This window comes from Halomonas dongshanensis, assembly GCF_024790395.1.
Classification (GTDB): Bacteria; Pseudomonadota; Gammaproteobacteria; order Pseudomonadales; family Halomonadaceae; genus Vreelandella; species Vreelandella dongshanensis.
The window spans coordinates 146,904-163,568 of the sequence record NZ_JAJISC010000003.1 but is presented as its reverse complement, the minus strand read 5'-3'; the positions used below and the strand labels follow the sequence as shown (position 1 = coordinate 163,568).

Sequence of the window (16,665 nt, the reverse complement as noted above, 5' to 3'; positions counted from 1 at the left end):
CGCTGCGCTTACCCACGCTACAACTTCAGTCCTTGCACCCGTAGCGTGGCGTAACGAGCGCAGCGAGGCACCCGTAGCGACGGCCCGGCGCGAAGGCGGCCAATGGCCGCCCCCAGGTGCAGCATGCCAATCCGCTAGGCTTTTTTCGTACCGCACCCTATGTTTACACTGAAGAATAATTCATAAAAATCGAGACTAACGAGATGGCAACGTATCGGCGGGCGTTGATACCTGGTGGCACCTATTTCTTTACGGTCGTCACTCATCAGCGGCTTCCTTTTCTAGCTCATGCCCCCAATGTCCACGCACTAGGACGCGCGCTTCGTCGAGTACGATCAACGCGCCCTTTCAGCATGGACGCTTTTGTCATTCTGCCAGACCATTTACATTGCATTTGGACATTACCCAAAGAGGATGCCGATTACTCCTCTCGTTGGCGCGATATCAAAAAGTTCGCCTCGCGCGAATTTGATCGGCCTGTTGGTGTTACCCAGGTTTGGCAGCCTGGTTTCTGGGAGCACGTTATCCGTAATGAAACAGATTGGCGGCGCCATATGGATTACATTCACTTCAACCCCGTAAAGCATGGCTATACCACGGACCCTTCAAATTGGCCGTGGTCAAGCTTTCCCCAATGCGTTCGAAGAGGCTGGTACGAAGAAAATTGGGGGATATCAAAGCCTCCATCGTCCATCATCGACCTTGATTGTGAATGAGCGTAATGGCTTGCTTGTCGATTGGCACCGCTGCGCGCTACTCTCGCGGGTGCGCTGCGCTTACCCACGCTACGAACCCTGTCCCACACACGTAGCGTGGCGTAACGAGCGACAGCGAGGCACCCGCGAAGGCGGCCAACGGCCGCCCGATCAAGCCGCCGCAATAAAACCGGCACCGCTTCGCGCTGCTCCCGCGGGTGCGCTTCGCTTACCCACGCTACAACTTTTGTCCTTGCACTCGTAGCGTGGCGAAACGAGCGACAGCGAGGCACCCGCGAAGGCGGCCAACGGCCGCCCGATCAAGCCACGGTTACAAAACCGGCACCGCTACGCGCTGCTCTCGCGGGTGCGCTGCGCTTACCCACGCTACAACCCCAATAACCGCACTCGTAGCGTGGCGTAACGAGCGCAGCGAGGCACCCGCGATGGCGGCCAACGGCCGCCCGATCAAGCCGCCGCAATAAAACCGGCACCGCTGCGCGCTGCTCTCGCGGGTGCGCTGCGCTTACCCACGCTACAAAACCATCCCCCAGCGCACGGAGGCTTCCCTCTAGGCTACTTGAGAGTATCGTCGGCGGGCTTGGCGCGCTGGGCGGTGATGCGCGTTTGTTCGATGCGGTGCCAGGAAGAGAGGGTGCCGCGGGCAGCTGCTTTTTCGTCGTCGCGCTTACGCATGTTTTGGAGTACGCGGTACTGCAGGCGGTTGAAATAGCCAAAGCCGAGCCCTGGCAGGGGTAGAAAGGGGTTGGTGCGGCTCATGCCCCAGAGCGCCAAGCGCGAGCTGCCGGGAGTGGCTTGGCCGCGGGCGTGAATGCCGAAGGTGTTGGCGATGAGCAGCGTATTGGCTTTAACTTTGAAGGCGCGCGGTGGGGCATTGCCAAGCATCAACGCTTCCTCTTCCCCTACCCGGAACGAGCCGCTGGCGGTGTAGTGATCGGCGTGAGCGCGCGCTTGCAGGCTCATGGCGTACTCCCATTTCAGCCGCTCGCGATGTGGGCGATTGGAGCCCGGCACATAAATGAAGGGACCATTAATCTCCGAGACCTCTTCGAGATAGAGCCAGAACTTCATGGTCGGCTGGAAGGTATCGATATGCAGGTTCTTCTGGGGGTCACGGCGCACATTGGCGGGAGCCGCATCGTTGAGCACGTTCTCGATATGGCAGATAGGCAAACGCGCATGACCGGCACAGTAGCGAAAAAGGCGCTTGAGCTCGGGGGCTTCCAGCACCGCCTTCACTTCCGGCAGTGCCTGCATGACCTCGGGACTGAGCAATACCCGGTGCGTTCGCGCATCCCCTTGGCAGCACTCGCGGATTTCTCCATCGAAGCGCTCGATGGCCTGCACCAGCGCCGCAAACTGCGCTTGCGGCAGGTAATTCTCTTTGAGCACATAGCCCTGAGTAGTGAACTGCTTGCGATCCGCCTTGGGCACGCCCGGCGCCAGCATGGCCATGCGCAGGCGCGTCATGGCATAGGCTAACCAAACCCGCGCGGCGTGAAGGCCGTAGCGATTGAGCCGTCGGCTGCCGAGTATCGGATTGGCTTTGAACGACTTAGTACCGGTAAATAGCTCTCCGCCCCAAACCAAATATCGCGCTAATCCCTTCATTGCCTGCTTCCTTGCTACTGCCCGTAAAAGACGTATTAGGGCACAGCGCTCTGCATTGGTAAACCACTGCAAGCTAGCCTGCTATTGACGCTGCTTTCCCCCTTCGCCTATAGTCGAATGTCGAAAAATAATCGATTTTTCATTTAACAACCGACAACAGAGGGATATAGGAACATTCACCAGAACCACTACTTCCTTACGGTAATGTTCTCGCGTCAACCCTCACGCATTTTCCCAAGCCAGCATGCGGCCACGCCGCTTGATCAGTGATGCCCGTTCACTGACGCGGTAGGGTCTGTGTGCAACGATAACACCTGCTCCTGCAAGGAAACACAATGAAATTCAAGACGCTGTTCATCGTGCCCTGGGGGCCAGGTGGCGCTAGCGACTTGCTGATGCGCCTGGTCGGTCGCCACCTGGAGCGTGAACTCGACACTGCCGTGCCCATCATCAACATGCCGGGTGCCAGCGGCACCGTGGGGCTTCGCGAGGCAGCGCGACGCGATGCCGATGGCTACACCATCACGCAGATTCATGAAGGCTTGCTGATGGCTCATCATGCAGGCATCACCGAGCAAAACTGGGACTCTTTCGAGCCCATTGCCATGATGACCACGGATAACTCGGTCGTCATGGTCAATGCCGATACCGGCTGGGAAACCCTCGATGACATGCTCGAAGCGGTACAGGCAAGTCCTGGCGAGTACCGCATGGGCGTTACCCTAGGCGGCATTCCGCACCTATGGGCGGTGCAGTTCGAACAGGCTACCGATACCCAGTTCGGCTACGTTGGCTATGAAGGCACGGGCGAGCGTCTGCGCGCACTGGCGGGCGGACATATCACCGTCTCCATCGAGGATTACCAGTCGGCAGAAGCCTTCGTCGAAAACGGCGACGTGACCATACTCGCCGCCGCTACCCCCGAACGGCTCGACGAGATCCCAGAGATCCCCACCCTCCACGAACTGGGCTACGACCTGGAGTTTCTGGTTACGCGTGGCATCGTCGTACCCAAGGGAACTCCCGAGCCCATCATCGAGCGCCTGGAAAGCGCGCTTGAAGCGGTGGCCGAGAGCGAAGACTTCCAGACTGACGTTGCCAATGCAGGCGGTACCGTGCGCTTTCTCGATCGCGCCGACTACATCGACTACCTCGAGCGCAACGACCAGTTCATCGAAGAAAACGCTGGCCTTCTCGACTAAGCGTCGGAATCACCTCTTCATAGGAAGCCGTTATGAAGCGTAAGACCCCAGACGCTGCGCTGCTACCCACCTTGCAGCTAGTGTCGTACGTGGTGCTTGCGATGGGAGCGGTATTCATGGCCATCAGGGCCGGCGCACTGCCGGCCTCTCGCTGGGAACCCATGAGTGCTGGTACCTTTCCGCAGCTGATTTTTTCATCCATTGCCGTTCTATGCGTGGTTGCCATCATCTTCGAGCTGGCCAAGCACGGCCTTCCTGTTACCACGCTCAAAACCGCATGGCAGCGTTTGATGTCGCTCAAGCGCGTCCTGGTGAACCTGGGGCTGTTCGTTTTTTACATGGTACTCATGCCCTGGGCGGGTTTCATTGCCGCGACCTTCGGCTATTTGCTCGCCGCCCAGCTCTACTTGGCACCTCGAAAGCCGCTTTCGCTTTTGATTGCGCTGGGTGTGGCCCTGCTGTTCTCGTTCGGGCCTTACTATCTTTTCGCTGACGTGTTCAGTATCTATCTCCCCCGCCCGCGCTGGTAAACAGGTGATCTCATGACAGATGCATTTCTCATTGCGCTGGGGGGCGTCACCGAGCCCTATACGTTAGCGCTCATGGCGTTGGCGACCTTTGCCGGTATCGTAGCGGCGGCCATCCCCGGCTTCACCATCACCATGGCGATCGTGCTCACGCTGCCGCTGACCTTTGCCATGCCGCCCATGCAGGGCATCGCGGTGATGCTATCGGTGTACGTCGGTGGGCTCAGCGGCGGTCTCTTCAGCGCGGCGCTATTGGGCATTCCGGGCACGCCGTCGGCGGTAGCGACGACCTTCGATGCCTTTCCCATGGCGCGTAAAGGGCAACCAGGGCGAGCGCTATCGCTTGGGCTTTTCGCCTCCTTTGTCGGCTCACTGATTTCTATCGTGATTCTGATCGTCGCAGCTCCGCCGCTAGCGCTTTTGGCAGTCAAGCTCGGCCCCTGGGAGTATTTCGCCCTGATCGTGTTTGCGCTGACGATCATTGCAAGCCTTGTGGGCGATTCCATAATTCGCGGCTTGATCGCAGGGTTAGTGGGCATTGCCATTGCCACCATCGGCCCCGACCCGTTGATGGCGCGCGAGCGTTTCACCTTCGGCTACGACCTTCTGACCGCCGGAATTCCGTTTCTGGTGGTGCTGATCGGCATGTACGCCATGAGCCAACTACTCTCCGAGCTCGAACCGTCGGCTTCCAGCGAAAAGGCGGCGTCGAGCGCGCTGGTGAGTGGCGATATGCGCCCGCACCTGTGGGAAGTAGTCAAGAGCACGATGATGAAGCCGTTCAATATCGTACGCTCATCGCTGCTCGGCGTTTTCATCGGCGCCGTCCCTGGGGCGGGAAGCTCGATCTCCAACTTGGTGGCATATGATCAAGCCAAGCGCGCCTCCAAACACCCCGAAACCTTCGGCCAGGGCGAGCCCCAGGGCGTGGTCGCGTCCGAGGCAGGCAACTCCTCGACCGTGGGCGGTAGTTTGATCCCGCTGATTTCACTTGGTATTCCCGGCTCCCCGGCGGATGCGGTATTGATGGCAGCGATCATGGTTCACGGTATCAGCGTGGGCCCACGCTTGATTCTCGATCACCCGGACCTGGTCTACAGCATGTTCATCGCCATGGCCGTGGCATCGGTTTTCATGCTGGTGATCGGCGTGATCATGATGCGCGCTTTCATGCGTCTGTTGAACGTACCCAAGTACATCGTCGTACCGGTGGTACTGGCGTGCTGTGCCATTGGTACCTATACACTCAACAACCGCGTTTCTGATCTATACCTATTGGCCGCCATCGGCACCTTCGGGTATTTGATGAAGAAGTTGGACTACCCTCTCGCGCCGCTTGTGCTGGGCGTCGTACTCGGCCCCATTGCCGAAACCAACCTGCGCCGCGCCTTCCAAACCAGCGCCGACTGGACGCTCTTTTTCACCCGCCCGATTTCAGCGCTGCTGCTCGCCTTGGCGGTGCTCTCGGTGGCATACAGCATCTACGGCTACATTCGTCATCGCCGCCTGGTCGCCGAGCGCACGCAGGCACAAGCACGCGCTTTTCAAGACGGCGCCTCGCAAGAATAAGGAACTTCCATGAAGCTCGATCCGCACTACTACCCTTCAGCCTCGCGCCGTACCGTCACCTTCGGCAAGCACGGCATGGTGGCTACGTCGCAGACCCTGGCAGCTCAAGTGGGCGCCAACATCCTGCGTGAAGGCGGCAACGCCATCGATGCCGCGATTGCCACAGCCGCCGCGCTCACCGTGGTCGAACCCACCGCCAACGGGATTGGCGGCGACGCCTTTGCTCTCGTATGGGTCGACGGCAAACTGCACGGCTTGAATGCTAGCGGCCGCTCGCCGCGGTCGATCTCCTGCGAGGCCGTCAAAGCGCTGGGCCACGAGAGCATGCCGGCTCACGGTCTGGTACCGGTAACCGTGCCCGGCGCGCCAGGCGCCTGGGCGGCGCTTTCCGAGCGTTTCGGCAAGCTGCCTTTCGAAGCGCTCATGGCGCCAGCCGTCGCTTTGGCTGAAGAGGGCTACGCCGTGCTGCCGGTCGCGAGCCAGCTGTGGGAAAAGGCGCGCGTTCGCTATCGCCAGTACGACCGCCCCGAGTTCGCCCCCTGGTTCGATCACTTCACTCCGGAGGGCCATGCCCCAGCACCCGGTGACGTATGGCGCTCACCGGAGATGGCCAAGACTCTACGCGCCATTGGCGATACGCGCGCCAAAGCGTTCTACCAAGGCGAGCTTGCCGATGCCATGGACGCATTCTCGCACCAGCATGGCGGCTTCTTGCGCAAGGAGGACCTCGCCGCCTTTACGCCTGAATGGGTCGATCCCATTAGCGTGCGCTACCGTGACCACGACATTTGGGAAATTCCGCCCAATGGCGCGGGTTTGATCGCCCTACAAGCGCTGGGCATTCTGGAAGCACTGGGGGATGATCATCGCGACCCGGTGGAGTCGCTGCATCGGCGTATCGAGGCGACCAAGCTCGGCTACGTGGATGGATTGCGCTACATTACCGAAGGCGAGCACATGACGCACAGCGTCGAGCAGTTGCTCTCGCCCGCCTACCTCAAAGCGCGCAGCGAATTGATTCAGCACGCGGCCATCGACCCCACCCACGGTAACCCGCTGATGGGCGGCACGGTGTATCTCTCCACCGCAGATGACGAAGGCAACATGGTGTCGTTCATCCAGAGCAACTACGAAGGCTTTGGTTCGGGCATCGTCGTGCCGGGCACTGGTATCAGCCTGCAAAACCGCGGCTGGTCGTTCTCGCTCGATGAAGAGCATGTCAACGTACTGCGCCCGGGCAAGCTCACTTACCACACCATCATTCCAGGCTTCATTACCAAGGATGACCAAGCCGTGGGGCCCTTCGGCGTAATGGGCGGCTACATGCAGCCTCAGGGCCACGTACAGATGGTCGCCAACATGCTCGAAGATCACCTCAACCCCCAAGCATCGCTCGATCTGCCGCGCTGGAAATGGGTCGAAGGCAAAACGGTGGAAGTAGAGCCGGGCTTTCCCGACCACTATATTCAGGCGCTGGAGCGACGTGGGCATCACATCGTCAAGTGCACCGATAGCCTTACCTTTGGCCGAGGACAAATCATTGTGCGCAATAACGCTACCGGCGTGCTGCAAGGCGGTACCGAGCCTCGCGCTGACGGCGCCGTACTGCCCGTCTGATAAGGTGGTAGAAGCTCACTGGCCACGTTAGCTTTTACTCATCAAAGACTATTGAAGACCTCTTAGAGGCGGCCCCCGGGCCGCCTCTTATTTTACCTAGTCTCTACGCCATCACCTCTTCGTTAAAATATCGTTAAATAAAAATTCCCAACAAGGAGCATTATCTCCTCAAATTATTAGACGTTAGTCTAATTTATGCGCCTTTTTAGTCCATTACAAACCGGCATAGGGTATGCAGGAAAACGTATCAACCGTTAAATAACGCAATGGCCTGGCCAGCCGATCCCCTGTTCATTCTCATTGCACGGTATACGATCTCATGCCCTACGTTCACGATACCCTGACACGCTTACAGCGCAGCAGCCCCGCCCAGGCCGAGTTTTACCAAGCTGCCGAAGAGGTACTGGAGTGCCTGCGCCCGCTTTTCGAGCGCTACCCGCACTACCACGATCACTGCATCATCGAGCGTATCGTCGAACCCGAGCGTCAGGTTTTCTTCCGCGTTTGTTGGACCGACGACAACGGTCGCGTACACGTCAACAAAGGCTACCGTATACAGTTCAACTCAGCGCTCGGCCCCTATAAAGGCGGCCTACGCTTTCACCCCAGCGTGACGGCGGGCACGATCAAGTTTCTTGGCTTCGAGCAGATTTTCAAGAATGCCTTGACCGGCCTCTCCATTGGCGGCGGCAAAGGCGGTGCCGACTTCGACCCCAAAGGCAAATCGGATAGCGAGATCATGCGCTTCTGCCAAGCCTTCATGACCGAGCTGCATCGGCATATCGGCCCCACCTGCGACGTGCCCGCAGGGGATATCGGCGTCGGTGGGCGTGAGATCGGTTACCTTTTCGGTCAGTACAAGCGCCTGAGTGGCCGCTACGAAGGCGTATTGACCGGCAAAGGGCTCAACTGGGGCGGCTCTCTCGGCCGTAAAGAGGCGACCGGCTACGGCGCCGTCTACTTTGCTCAGAACATGCTCGCTGATCGAGGTGAAACGCTGGAAGGCAAAACGTGCTTGGTGTCCGGTGCGGGCAACGTTGCCATCTACACCATCGAAAAGCTCTATGCACTGGGCGCGCTGCCGATTACCTGCAGCGACTCACGCGGAACCCTACATGATCCTGCAGGCATCGACCTGGCGCTGCTCAAAGAGCTTAAAGAGGTGCGCCGTGGCTCGCTGGAAGAGTATGTGAACCAGCGCCCTGACGCGCGCTATATCTCGGTACGCGACTACCCGCAGGATGGCCACGCCGTATGGCGTATCAAAGCCGATGCCGCCTTCCCCAGCGCTACCCAAAACGAACTGACCGAAGCCGACGCCGAAGTACTGCTGGCCCAGGGCGTGCGCTGTATCAGCGAAGGCGCCAACATGCCCTCCACGACGGCTGCGGTCGATCTCTTCCTCGAAGCGAAGATCGCCTACGGCCCCGGCAAAGCTGCCAACGCTGGCGGTGTGGCGACTAGCCAGCTAGAGATGGCACAGAACAGCAGTATGGAACAGTGGCCGCTCGAGAAAGTCGATGCCAAGCTCCAGCAAATCATGGCCAATATCTACCATCAGTGCGCGACGACAGCCGAGGAGTTCAACGACCCGGGCAATCTCGTACTCGGCGCCAACATTGCCGGTTTCCGAAAAGTCGCGGATGCGATGATCGACCAGGGCGTTATGTAATCGCTTTTTACCTAGCGATTGGGTAGAGTGAATGCGTCGACAGTCCTTCCCTTCGGGGAAGGGCTGTTTTTATTGATAGCCACTAAAAGCGTGTTTTCTTCGTTTAATCAAACTATCTATTTGTTTTTGTTGCTTTGTATGGAGAGCAAAATGGAGCAACGTCCGCCCATCATCATCAACCGCCTCGATGCCGAACGCCTGCAGCGGCTCATCGATAACGCCACCGATAAAGAGCAGGCCGTCGCCGATCTGCTAGACGAGGAACTCAGCCGTGGCGAAGTACTGGACCCGGAGCTGATCCCTGATAACGTCGTCAGCATGAATAGCCGCATCCGCTTCACCGACCTCACCCGCGGCCGCCAGATGATCCGCACCCTGGTCTACCCGCACGCCCTGGAAACGGTCGAAGATGCCATCTCCGTCATGGCCCCTATCGGCGCAGGCTTGATCGGCCTCAAAGTCGGCGATGTCATCACCTGGCCAATCCCCAACAGCGCCACCGTGCAGCTACGCATCGACGCCATCCTCTGGCAACCAGAGCGCGAAAAGCAGTTTCATAGATAAGATTTACACGTAGCGAGGCGTAACGAGCGCAGCGAGGCACCCGCGATGGCGGCCGATAGGCCGCCACATCAAGCCACCGCGACAAACACCAGCACCGCTAACGCGCTGCTCTCGCGGGTGCGCTGCGCTTACCCACGCTACAAAACCTTTTACCAGCACAAGCATTACCGTAGCGTGGCGTAACGAGCGCAGCGAGGCACCCGCGATGGCGGCCGACAGGCCACCCCATCAAGCCACGGTAATAAACACAGGCACCGCTAACGCGCTGCTCTCGCGGGTGCGCTGTCGCTTACCCACGCTACGATATGCAATACCGCTCCCTGTAGCGTGGCGTAACGAGCGACAGCGAGGCACCCGCGATGGCCGGCCGATAGGCCGCCACATCAAGCCACCTCGACAAACCCCAGAAACGCCAACGCGCTGCTCTCGCGGGTGCGCTGTCGCTTACCCGCGCTACGATATGCAATACCGCTCCCTGTAGCGTGGCGTAACGAGCGGCAGCGAGGCACCCGCGATGGCGGCCGATAGGCCGCCACATCAAGCCACCGCGACAAACACCAGCACCGCTAACGCGCTGCTTTCGCGGGTGCGCTGCGCTTACCCACGCTACAAAACCTTTTACCAGCACAAGCATTACCGTAGCGTGGCGTAACGAGCGCAGCGAGGCACCCGCGAAGGCGGCCGACAGGCCACCCCATCAAGCCACGGTAATAAACATAGGCACCGCTAACGCGCTGCTTTCGCGGGTGCGCTGTCGCTTACCCACGCTACGATATGCAATACTGCTCCCTGTAGCGTGGCGTAACGAGCAGCAGCGAGGCACCCGCGAAGCGGCCGGTAGGCCGCCCCATCAAGCCACCTCGACAAACCCCAGCAGCGCTAACGCGCTGCTTTCGCGGGTGCGCTGTCGCTTACCCACGCTACAAATTTCAGTCTCCAAACAGGCTCTTTGCCTCACGGTCTAAATCCCCAGGCAACGAAACTTGGGTTGAGGGTTTGGGTGGGCGCGGCGTAGCTCAGGGGGGTGCCGTCTAGGGTGAGGATGCAGCCGTCGGCTTGTTCGAGGATGGCTTGGGCGGCGGCGGTGTCCCAGAGGCTGGTGGGGCCTAGGCGCGGGTAGGCATCGGCGTGGCCTTCGGCGATGACGCCGAACTTGAGCGAGCTCCCCATGCGTGTGGTTTCGTGGGGGCCGAGGGCGGCCAGCCAACTTTCAAGCTGGGGATTGGCGTGGGAGCGGCTTCCCATTACGCGCCATACGGCATCGGGCGAAGGCTTACCCGTCGTGTGCAGTGGCTCCCAAGGCCTGCCCGGTTCGATTTTGAACGCGCCGACACCGCTTGCGCCCACATAGGCGAGTTGGGTAACCGGAGCGACGATCACGCCGAGCACTGGCCTGCCCTGCTCGATCAAGGCGATGTTGACGCTGAACTCGCCGTTACGCTTGATGAACTCCTTGGTGCCATCCAACGGATCAATGAGCCAGTAGCGGCCTGCGCTATCAGGACCTGTAAACGTTTCACCGCCCTCTTCGGAGAGTATGGGCATACGCACAGGCAGCGCTTGTAGCCGCTTCAAGATTACGGCGTTGGCAGCTTTATCGGCATCGGTAACGGGACTAGCATCCGCTTTGGTTTCGATCTCGAATCCCACCGCGTACACCTGCATGATGGCGCTTGCCGCCTCGTAGGCAATATCCAGAATCTGCGGCAGCGTATCTTTTAGCCATACGTCATTCATGACGCCCTCCTCTGCTTCTGAATGAAAGCACAAGCGCAAACCAAATAAAAAGCCGCCCAGAAGGCGGCTTCAAACGGTCAAGCACGATGGTGCCATGGATACCGCTTCAAATATCGTAACCTGCTTCGCGGGCAAGCGTGGTGTTGGCTTGCAGCCAGCCTTCCACGTGACCGCAGTCGAAGGTGCGGCCCTGCATGCGAAACGCCTGCACGGTCTTGCCTTCCTGCATCAAACGGTCGATGGCATCGGTCAGTTGGATCTCGTTGCCCGCGCCCGGCGGCTGGTCACGCAGCAGCTCCATGATGCGGTAAGGCAGCACGTAGCGGCCGATGACGGACAGACGCGAAGGCGCCTCTTCCGGCTTGGGCTTTTCCACCACGCCGCGCATGTCGGCGCTCTCGCCAGCGCTTGGCTCGTCGCAGTCAACGATACCGTAGCGATACACTTCGTCTTGAGGAACGGCTTCGACCATGATCTGTGACGCTTGCGTCGAGCTCCAGCGCTCGACCATGCGCCCAAGATCACACGTATCTCCACCCACCTGCGGCTTGACCAGTACGTCCGGTAGGATGACGGCAAAGGGCTCGTCGGCAGCCAGCAGATGCGCGGCGCAGTAAACCGCATGCCCCAGCCCCTTGGCATTGGCCTGGCGCACGCTGGTGATGGTCAGCTCGGGCGGTGCGATCTCGCTCAGGGTCTTGAGCAGCGCATCTTTGCCCTTTTTCTCCAGCGTCTCTTCGAGTTCGTAGTGGGCGTCGAAGTGATCTTCGATGGCCGATTTGCCCTGACGCGTCACCAGAATGATCTCGTTAATACCGGCAGCCAGCGCCTCCTCCACCACGTGCTGAATGAGTGGGCGATCCACCACGGGCACCATCTCCTTGGGTATCGCCTTGCTGATCGGCAGCAGGCGGGTACCGAAACCCGCTACGGGAATAATGGCCTTACGGACCTGAGTCATCATTGACATCCTTTTGGCTTGCGTCTCGTTCCAGGTGCTTATGTTTTGGGTACTTATATTCTAGGTACGTATAGTAAACCCTAAACGTTCCTAGGTTGAGCGTTGAGTGTTATTGCCGCCACGCGCCGATTCGTTCGAGTAGCGCCTGGGTGCTGGGGTCAGTCACTGCATCACACGCATCGGCGCCGTTCTCTGCATCGCTTGTCATCTGCTGATAAAGCTGGGTTGCCAGTTGCTTACCCAGCTCCACCCCTGGTTGATCGAAGGGATTGACGTTCCAGAGCACCGACTGCACGAACACCTTGTGTTCATAAAGCGCGAGCAAGGCGCCGATATTGAACCCATCCAAACGCTTCATCAAAATCACGCTGTTGGGCTGGTTACCGCGATACCCCTGCGCCATCGCACCGCGCGCGACGGCAGGAATGGCATCATCACCCAAAGCGAACAGTTGAGACTGGGCCAAACAGTTAGCCAGCGTCAGTTGCTCCTGCGCGTGCAGCGCCTCGCCAAGCTCGCCTTCGGCCATCTCCTCTCGCCCTGCCACGGCGATGAAATCCGCACTTACGGTATGGCTTCCCTGGTGCAAAAGCTGATAGAAGGCATGCTGGCCGTTAGGGCCAACGTCACCCCAAATGATGGGACAGGTAGCATGAGTAACTGCACGCTTGTCCAGGCCCACACTCTTGCCGTTAGACTCCATTTCCAGTTGCTGCAAATAGGCAGGTACGCTGCTCAAACGACCATCGTAGGGCAGAATGGCGTGGGTAGGAATATGTAGAAACTGGGTGTTCCATGCACCGATGGCCGCCATCAATACGGGAATGTTGGCTTCTAACGGCGTTTCCAGAAAGTGACGATCTACTGCGTGGGCACCGGCCAAAAGCGTGTCGAACGTCGCCATACCCAACTGCATCGCCACGCTAACGCCAATCGGTGACCAAATCGAAAAACGCCCGCCAATCCACTCCTCGAAAACCAGCTGATGCGCTTCGGGTATGCCGAACTCGGTCATCTTGTCCGGCCGGGACGAAACGCCGATAAGCTGATGGCGGCAAAGCGTGGGGACATCGATCTCCAGCGCTTCACTCAACCACGTAAGGGTCGTGTGTACGTTAAAGCGAGTATCGGCGGTAGTAAACGACTTGGAGGCCAGCACGACCAGGGTGGTGGCAGGGTCGAGCCGCTCCATGAGCGGTAAGAGCTGCGCGCCATCCATGGTGGACACGTAATGCACTGCCACATGGGTTTGGCTCGGGCGGCTGCCTAAGGCTTCGCTGATCAGTTTAGGCCCCAGGTCGGAACCACCCACGCCGATATGCACCACATCGGTGATTGACTGCCCCGTCGCGCCAAACCACTCGCGCGCATGTAACCGCTCGACCAAGTCGGCAAGCTTTTGACGCTGCGCGAGGCAGAAATTAACAGCATCCTGCATGCCGCCGGGGGGCGTTTCCCCTTCAGGCCAACGCGCCGCCATGTGCAGCGCCGCACGCTGTTCGGAAGGGTTCACCTTGGCGCCATCGAAGAACGCCTGACGCTTTTCAACTAGGTTGCAGCTGCGCACCCAATCCAGTAGTAGTGCAAGCGTATGCTCGTTGACCCTTTGCTTGCTGAAATCAACGTGAAGATCGACGTGGTGCGCATCAAGCGTAAACCGAAGCTCCTCGGCACGCTGCTGAGAGGCTTGGGGGTCGCCGTTGAGCAAATCGCCAAGCGTCTGCGCTTGAAGCTGCTCAGCGTGAGCGTCAAGCGCATTGGCTGGGGTATAGACACGCGGTGATCTGGAAAACGTAGTGACGTTCATGATGTCATCCTTGAGTCATATGAGAGACGAGTCCTCCATCTCATTTAAAGCAAGTGTTGCGCCAAGTATAACAGCGCCACCTTAAAACATTCAGCTTACAGTAGGATAAAACGGCGCAACCCACCGCCCTATTTCTGTTAAAAAATATTACGCCTACTGATTGAGCACGTTAACGAGCAATTCGTGTGCACTTTCGAGTAGTACATCCAAATGCGCTGCCCCTTTGAAACTCTCGGCATAGATCTTATAGAGCGACTCAGTGCCACTCGGGCGCGCCGCGAACCAGCCATTAGCCGTCGTCACTTTGATTCCACCGATATTTGCGCCATTACCGGGCGCCTGCACCAATACCGCCTCAATGGGATCTCCCGCCAGGGTGTCGGTGGTGACGCTTTTGGCGTTCAGGCGTTTGAACGCGGCTTTCTCTTCTGCGCTGCAGGGCGTATCTACGCGTTTGTAGAATGGCTCGCCGAAGCGCTCGGTCAGTTCACGGTAGTAAGCACTCGGTGTTTTACCCGTTACCGCCATGATTTCGGCGGCCAGCAGGCAAAGCGCAACGCCATCCTTATCGGTAGACCAAGCGCGCCCGTCTCGTGTCAGCAGGCTCGCACCAGCGCTTTCCTCTCCGCCAAAGGCCAACCAGCCCTCGTGTAGCCCATCGACGAACCATTTAAAGCCTACCGGCACCTCGTAGAGCGTTGCGCCGTGAGAAGCCACGACGCGATCGATCATGGAGGAAGAGACCAGGGTCTTGCCAATCTTGAGCTGCGACACGCCCTGCTGAGTCCAGGCGGGGCGATGTGTAATCAAGTAATCGATACAGACCGCCAAGAAATGGTTGGGGTTCATCAAACCCGCCGCATCCACAATGCCATGGCGATCAGCATCGGGGTCATTACCAAAGGCCACATCGAAACGATCTTTGATGGTAAGCAGGTTGGCCATGGCCGCACTGCTCGAACAGTCCATGCGGATCTTGCCATCATGATCCGGCGGCATGAAGGCAAAACTCATGTCTACGCGGGTGTTGACCACCTTGAGATCCAGAGCAAAATGCTGGGTGATCGCCTGCCATACGGGCAAGGCCGTGCCGCCCATGGGGTCAGCCCCTAGCTTCAAGCCCGCTTTCTCGATGGCTTCAATATCCACCACCTGCGCCAAGTTCTCGACATAAAGGGTAGTGAAATCGTACTCGGTAGCGTGCGCCAGCGCCTCTTCGAGCGAGACGCGAGGGACGTCATCGAAGCGCGAAAGATACTCATTGGCGCGCTCTTCTATCCAGGACGTAGCATCGGTATCCGCCGGGCCGCCATGATGCGGGTTGTACTTGATACCACCATCTTCCGGCGGATTGTGCGAAGGCGTGATGATCAAGCCATCGGCACGCGGCGCACTCTTATCAGCGTTGTGCTGCAAAATGGCATGGCTCACCAAAGGCGTTGCCGTATATCCCCGGTCTTTCTCGATATGCACCTTGACACCATTGGCCACCAAGACTTGCAAAGCGCACTCCCAGGCGGGGCGAGAGAGCGCATGGGTATCTAGCCCCAAAAACAGCGGTCCTTCATATCCTTGTGCCTGACGGTAATCCACCACCGCCTGAGTAATGGCCCAGATATGGGCGGCGTTGAAGGTGCGCTCAGTCGCGCGACCGCGGTGGCCTGAGGTGCCGAAGGTGACGCGCTCAGACGCGACCTCAGCATTGGGTACTTGATCGTAAAAGGCGTTCAACATCGCATCCATAGCGCTCTCCGCTCTTTGAATCTGAATCATTAATTATTGCCGCCCTTGCCAAATGGCGATTGCCTTGTCGCACGCCCCGATGTGTTTAGCATCTTCGGCAGCCTGGGCAGCCATTCGCGCAGCATCAGTTGGATGATCGAGCAACCTTACCAGGCACTCGGCCCAGGCCGAAGGCGCATCATCGGCCAGTAACCCGTTCACACCGTGCTGTACGACCTCGGTATATGGGTAGCGCCGTGAATAGATACCCACGCCCCCCATGGCCGCAATATCCAAAAACTTGATGAAAGACTTACCGCGATTGAACGGCGAATCCCATAGAGGCGCCAAGCCGATATGCACTCGCTGTTGCTGCTGGTAAGCCTGAAATTCATTCCACGGTAGTGGCTTAGGCGTGCTGGTTCTAGGTAGTACAGCTAGATTAGCGGGCGTATATGCGCCCAACATGATCTCGAGATGGGTATCGTCTCGCTCGGTTTGCAGTGCGGCAAGGGCCGGGGCGATATGCTGAAGATCGCCGATATGCGCTCGGGTGCCATGAAAACCTAGCCGCCAAGGGGACTCGGCACCAGGGCCTGTCACCAAATGTTCGCGGGAGGGAAGTGGTGCCAGCAACGGGGGCGTCAATACCTGTACATTCCCGTGGTAAAGGCGCAGTCGCTCTGCCAACTGATCACTACAGGCTACCACTCTATCGGCAAGCGCCAATAAGCGGGGCTGCAACGCAGCTACTCGGGCCATCCTTTCGCGATACGCTGTAGGCAGCGATGTATCATCTGCGGCCGCGCCCAAGTCGTCATCAATCAAATAGGTGAGAGCGACGAAGCGGTGCCGATGACGCTCTAGCCACTGTATCCAATGAAGCGGTAACGAACGGCACACAATGAGATGATGGCCCCGTAGCTCCGCCCCATAACGAAGCTGCTGCCACCAGGCCAA

Annotated in this window: 13 protein-coding genes; 7 read left to right on the top strand and 6 right to left on the bottom strand. The window is 58.8% G+C overall.

All coding sequences use genetic code 11. From position 1 onward, the window contains the following. Positions 1-203: 203 nt before the first annotated feature. Positions 204-716, top strand: coding sequence for an REP-associated tyrosine transposase (locus LLY24_RS18350; protein ID WP_427854545.1), 513 nt, complete (start codon positions 204-206; stop codon positions 714-716). A 555-nt stretch (positions 717-1,271) separates the two neighbouring features. Here LLY24_RS18350 and LLY24_RS07530 read toward each other — a convergent pair. Next, the gene (locus tag LLY24_RS07530) at positions 1,272-2,327 is read right to left on the bottom strand and encodes a phytanoyl-CoA dioxygenase family protein (protein WP_259035668.1); all 1,056 of its coding nucleotides are present in this window, start codon (positions 2,325-2,327) and stop codon (positions 1,272-1,274) included. 335 nt (positions 2,328-2,662) lie between these two features. Between LLY24_RS07530 and LLY24_RS07525 the strand changes: the two genes are divergently transcribed. The 6 genes from LLY24_RS07525 (at position 2,663) to rnk (ending at position 9,478) form a co-directional block, all read left to right on the top strand. After that, entirely contained in the window at positions 2,663-3,529 is an 867-nt protein-coding gene (locus LLY24_RS07525) for a tripartite tricarboxylate transporter substrate binding protein (protein WP_259035667.1), read from the top strand. Positions 3,530-3,561: 32 nt separating this feature from the next. Next, a complete protein-coding gene (locus tag LLY24_RS07520; protein WP_259035666.1) occupies positions 3,562-4,059 on the top strand; it encodes a tripartite tricarboxylate transporter TctB family protein in 498 nt (165 codons plus the stop codon). Between the two features lie 12 nt (positions 4,060-4,071). Beyond that, positions 4,072-5,625 (top strand): tripartite tricarboxylate transporter permease, encoded by a 1,554-nt coding sequence (locus tag LLY24_RS07515; protein ID WP_259035665.1) that lies wholly within the window; start codon positions 4,072-4,074, stop codon positions 5,623-5,625. Between the two features lie 9 nt (positions 5,626-5,634). Beyond that, positions 5,635-7,242 (top strand): gamma-glutamyltransferase family protein, encoded by a 1,608-nt coding sequence (locus LLY24_RS07510; RefSeq protein WP_259035664.1) that lies wholly within the window; start codon positions 5,635-5,637, stop codon positions 7,240-7,242. 319 nt (positions 7,243-7,561) lie between these two features. Next, on the top strand, positions 7,562-8,914 hold the full coding sequence (gene gdhA / locus LLY24_RS07505; RefSeq protein ID WP_259035663.1) for an NADP-specific glutamate dehydrogenase: 1,353 nt from the start codon (positions 7,562-7,564) through the stop codon (positions 8,912-8,914). Positions 8,915-9,064: 150 nt separating this feature from the next. Continuing rightward, the gene (gene rnk / locus LLY24_RS07500; RefSeq protein ID WP_259035662.1) at positions 9,065-9,478 is read left to right on the top strand and encodes a nucleoside diphosphate kinase regulator; all 414 of its coding nucleotides are present in this window, start codon (positions 9,065-9,067) and stop codon (positions 9,476-9,478) included. Positions 9,479-10,432: 954 nt separating this feature from the next. On the opposite strand, the gene cysQ is transcribed toward rnk, so the two are convergent. The 5 genes from cysQ to LLY24_RS07475 form a co-directional block, all read right to left on the bottom strand. Further along, a complete protein-coding gene (gene cysQ, locus LLY24_RS07495) occupies positions 10,433-11,215 on the bottom strand; it encodes a 3'(2'),5'-bisphosphate nucleotidase CysQ (RefSeq protein ID WP_259035661.1) in 783 nt (260 codons plus the stop codon). 106 nt (positions 11,216-11,321) lie between these two features. Beyond that, complete coding sequence (gene galU, locus LLY24_RS07490) at positions 11,322-12,176, bottom strand: UTP--glucose-1-phosphate uridylyltransferase GalU (RefSeq protein ID WP_259035660.1); 855 nt, start codon at positions 12,174-12,176, stop codon at positions 11,322-11,324. A 109-nt stretch (positions 12,177-12,285) separates the two neighbouring features. Next, a complete protein-coding gene (gene pgi / locus LLY24_RS07485; protein WP_259035659.1) occupies positions 12,286-13,983 on the bottom strand; it encodes a glucose-6-phosphate isomerase in 1,698 nt (565 codons plus the stop codon). A 153-nt stretch (positions 13,984-14,136) separates the two neighbouring features. After that, positions 14,137-15,726 carry a phosphoglucomutase (alpha-D-glucose-1,6-bisphosphate-dependent) gene (gene pgm, locus LLY24_RS07480; protein ID WP_259035658.1) on the bottom strand — a complete coding sequence of 530 codons (1,590 nt, stop codon included), beginning with the start codon at positions 15,724-15,726 and terminating at the stop codon, positions 14,137-14,139. A 33-nt stretch (positions 15,727-15,759) separates the two neighbouring features. Next, complete coding sequence (locus LLY24_RS07475) at positions 15,760-16,353, bottom strand: glycosyltransferase family protein (protein WP_259035657.1); 594 nt, start codon at positions 16,351-16,353, stop codon at positions 15,760-15,762. Between the last annotated feature and the right edge of the window lie 312 nt (positions 16,354-16,665).

What these genes read in the sequence shown, in the direction of transcription:
- LLY24_RS07525 (WP_259035667.1), top strand. Translation starts at nt 2,663, where the DNA reads ATGAAATTCAAGACGCTGTTCATCGTGCCCTGGGGGCCAGGTGGCGCT.
- pgm (WP_259035658.1), bottom strand. Translation starts at nt 15,726, where the DNA reads ATGGATGCGATGTTGAACGCCTTTTACGATCAAGTACCCAATGCTGAG.
- LLY24_RS18350 (WP_427854545.1), top strand. Translation starts at nt 204, where the DNA reads ATGGCAACGTATCGGCGGGCGTTGATACCTGGTGGCACCTATTTCTTT.
- LLY24_RS07520 (WP_259035666.1), top strand. Translation starts at nt 3,562, where the DNA reads ATGAAGCGTAAGACCCCAGACGCTGCGCTGCTACCCACCTTGCAGCTA.
- rnk (WP_259035662.1), top strand. Translation starts at nt 9,065, where the DNA reads ATGGAGCAACGTCCGCCCATCATCATCAACCGCCTCGATGCCGAACGC.
- pgi (WP_259035659.1), bottom strand. Translation starts at nt 13,983, where the DNA reads ATGAACGTCACTACGTTTTCCAGATCACCGCGTGTCTATACCCCAGCC.
- galU (WP_259035660.1), bottom strand. Translation starts at nt 12,176, where the DNA reads ATGACTCAGGTCCGTAAGGCCATTATTCCCGTAGCGGGTTTCGGTACC.
- LLY24_RS07510 (WP_259035664.1), top strand. Translation starts at nt 5,635, where the DNA reads ATGAAGCTCGATCCGCACTACTACCCTTCAGCCTCGCGCCGTACCGTC.
- LLY24_RS07515 (WP_259035665.1), top strand. Translation starts at nt 4,072, where the DNA reads ATGACAGATGCATTTCTCATTGCGCTGGGGGGCGTCACCGAGCCCTAT.
- gdhA (WP_259035663.1), top strand. Translation starts at nt 7,562, where the DNA reads ATGCCCTACGTTCACGATACCCTGACACGCTTACAGCGCAGCAGCCCC.
- cysQ (WP_259035661.1), bottom strand. Translation starts at nt 11,215, where the DNA reads ATGAATGACGTATGGCTAAAAGATACGCTGCCGCAGATTCTGGATATT.
- LLY24_RS07530 (WP_259035668.1), bottom strand. Translation starts at nt 2,327, where the DNA reads ATGAAGGGATTAGCGCGATATTTGGTTTGGGGCGGAGAGCTATTTACC.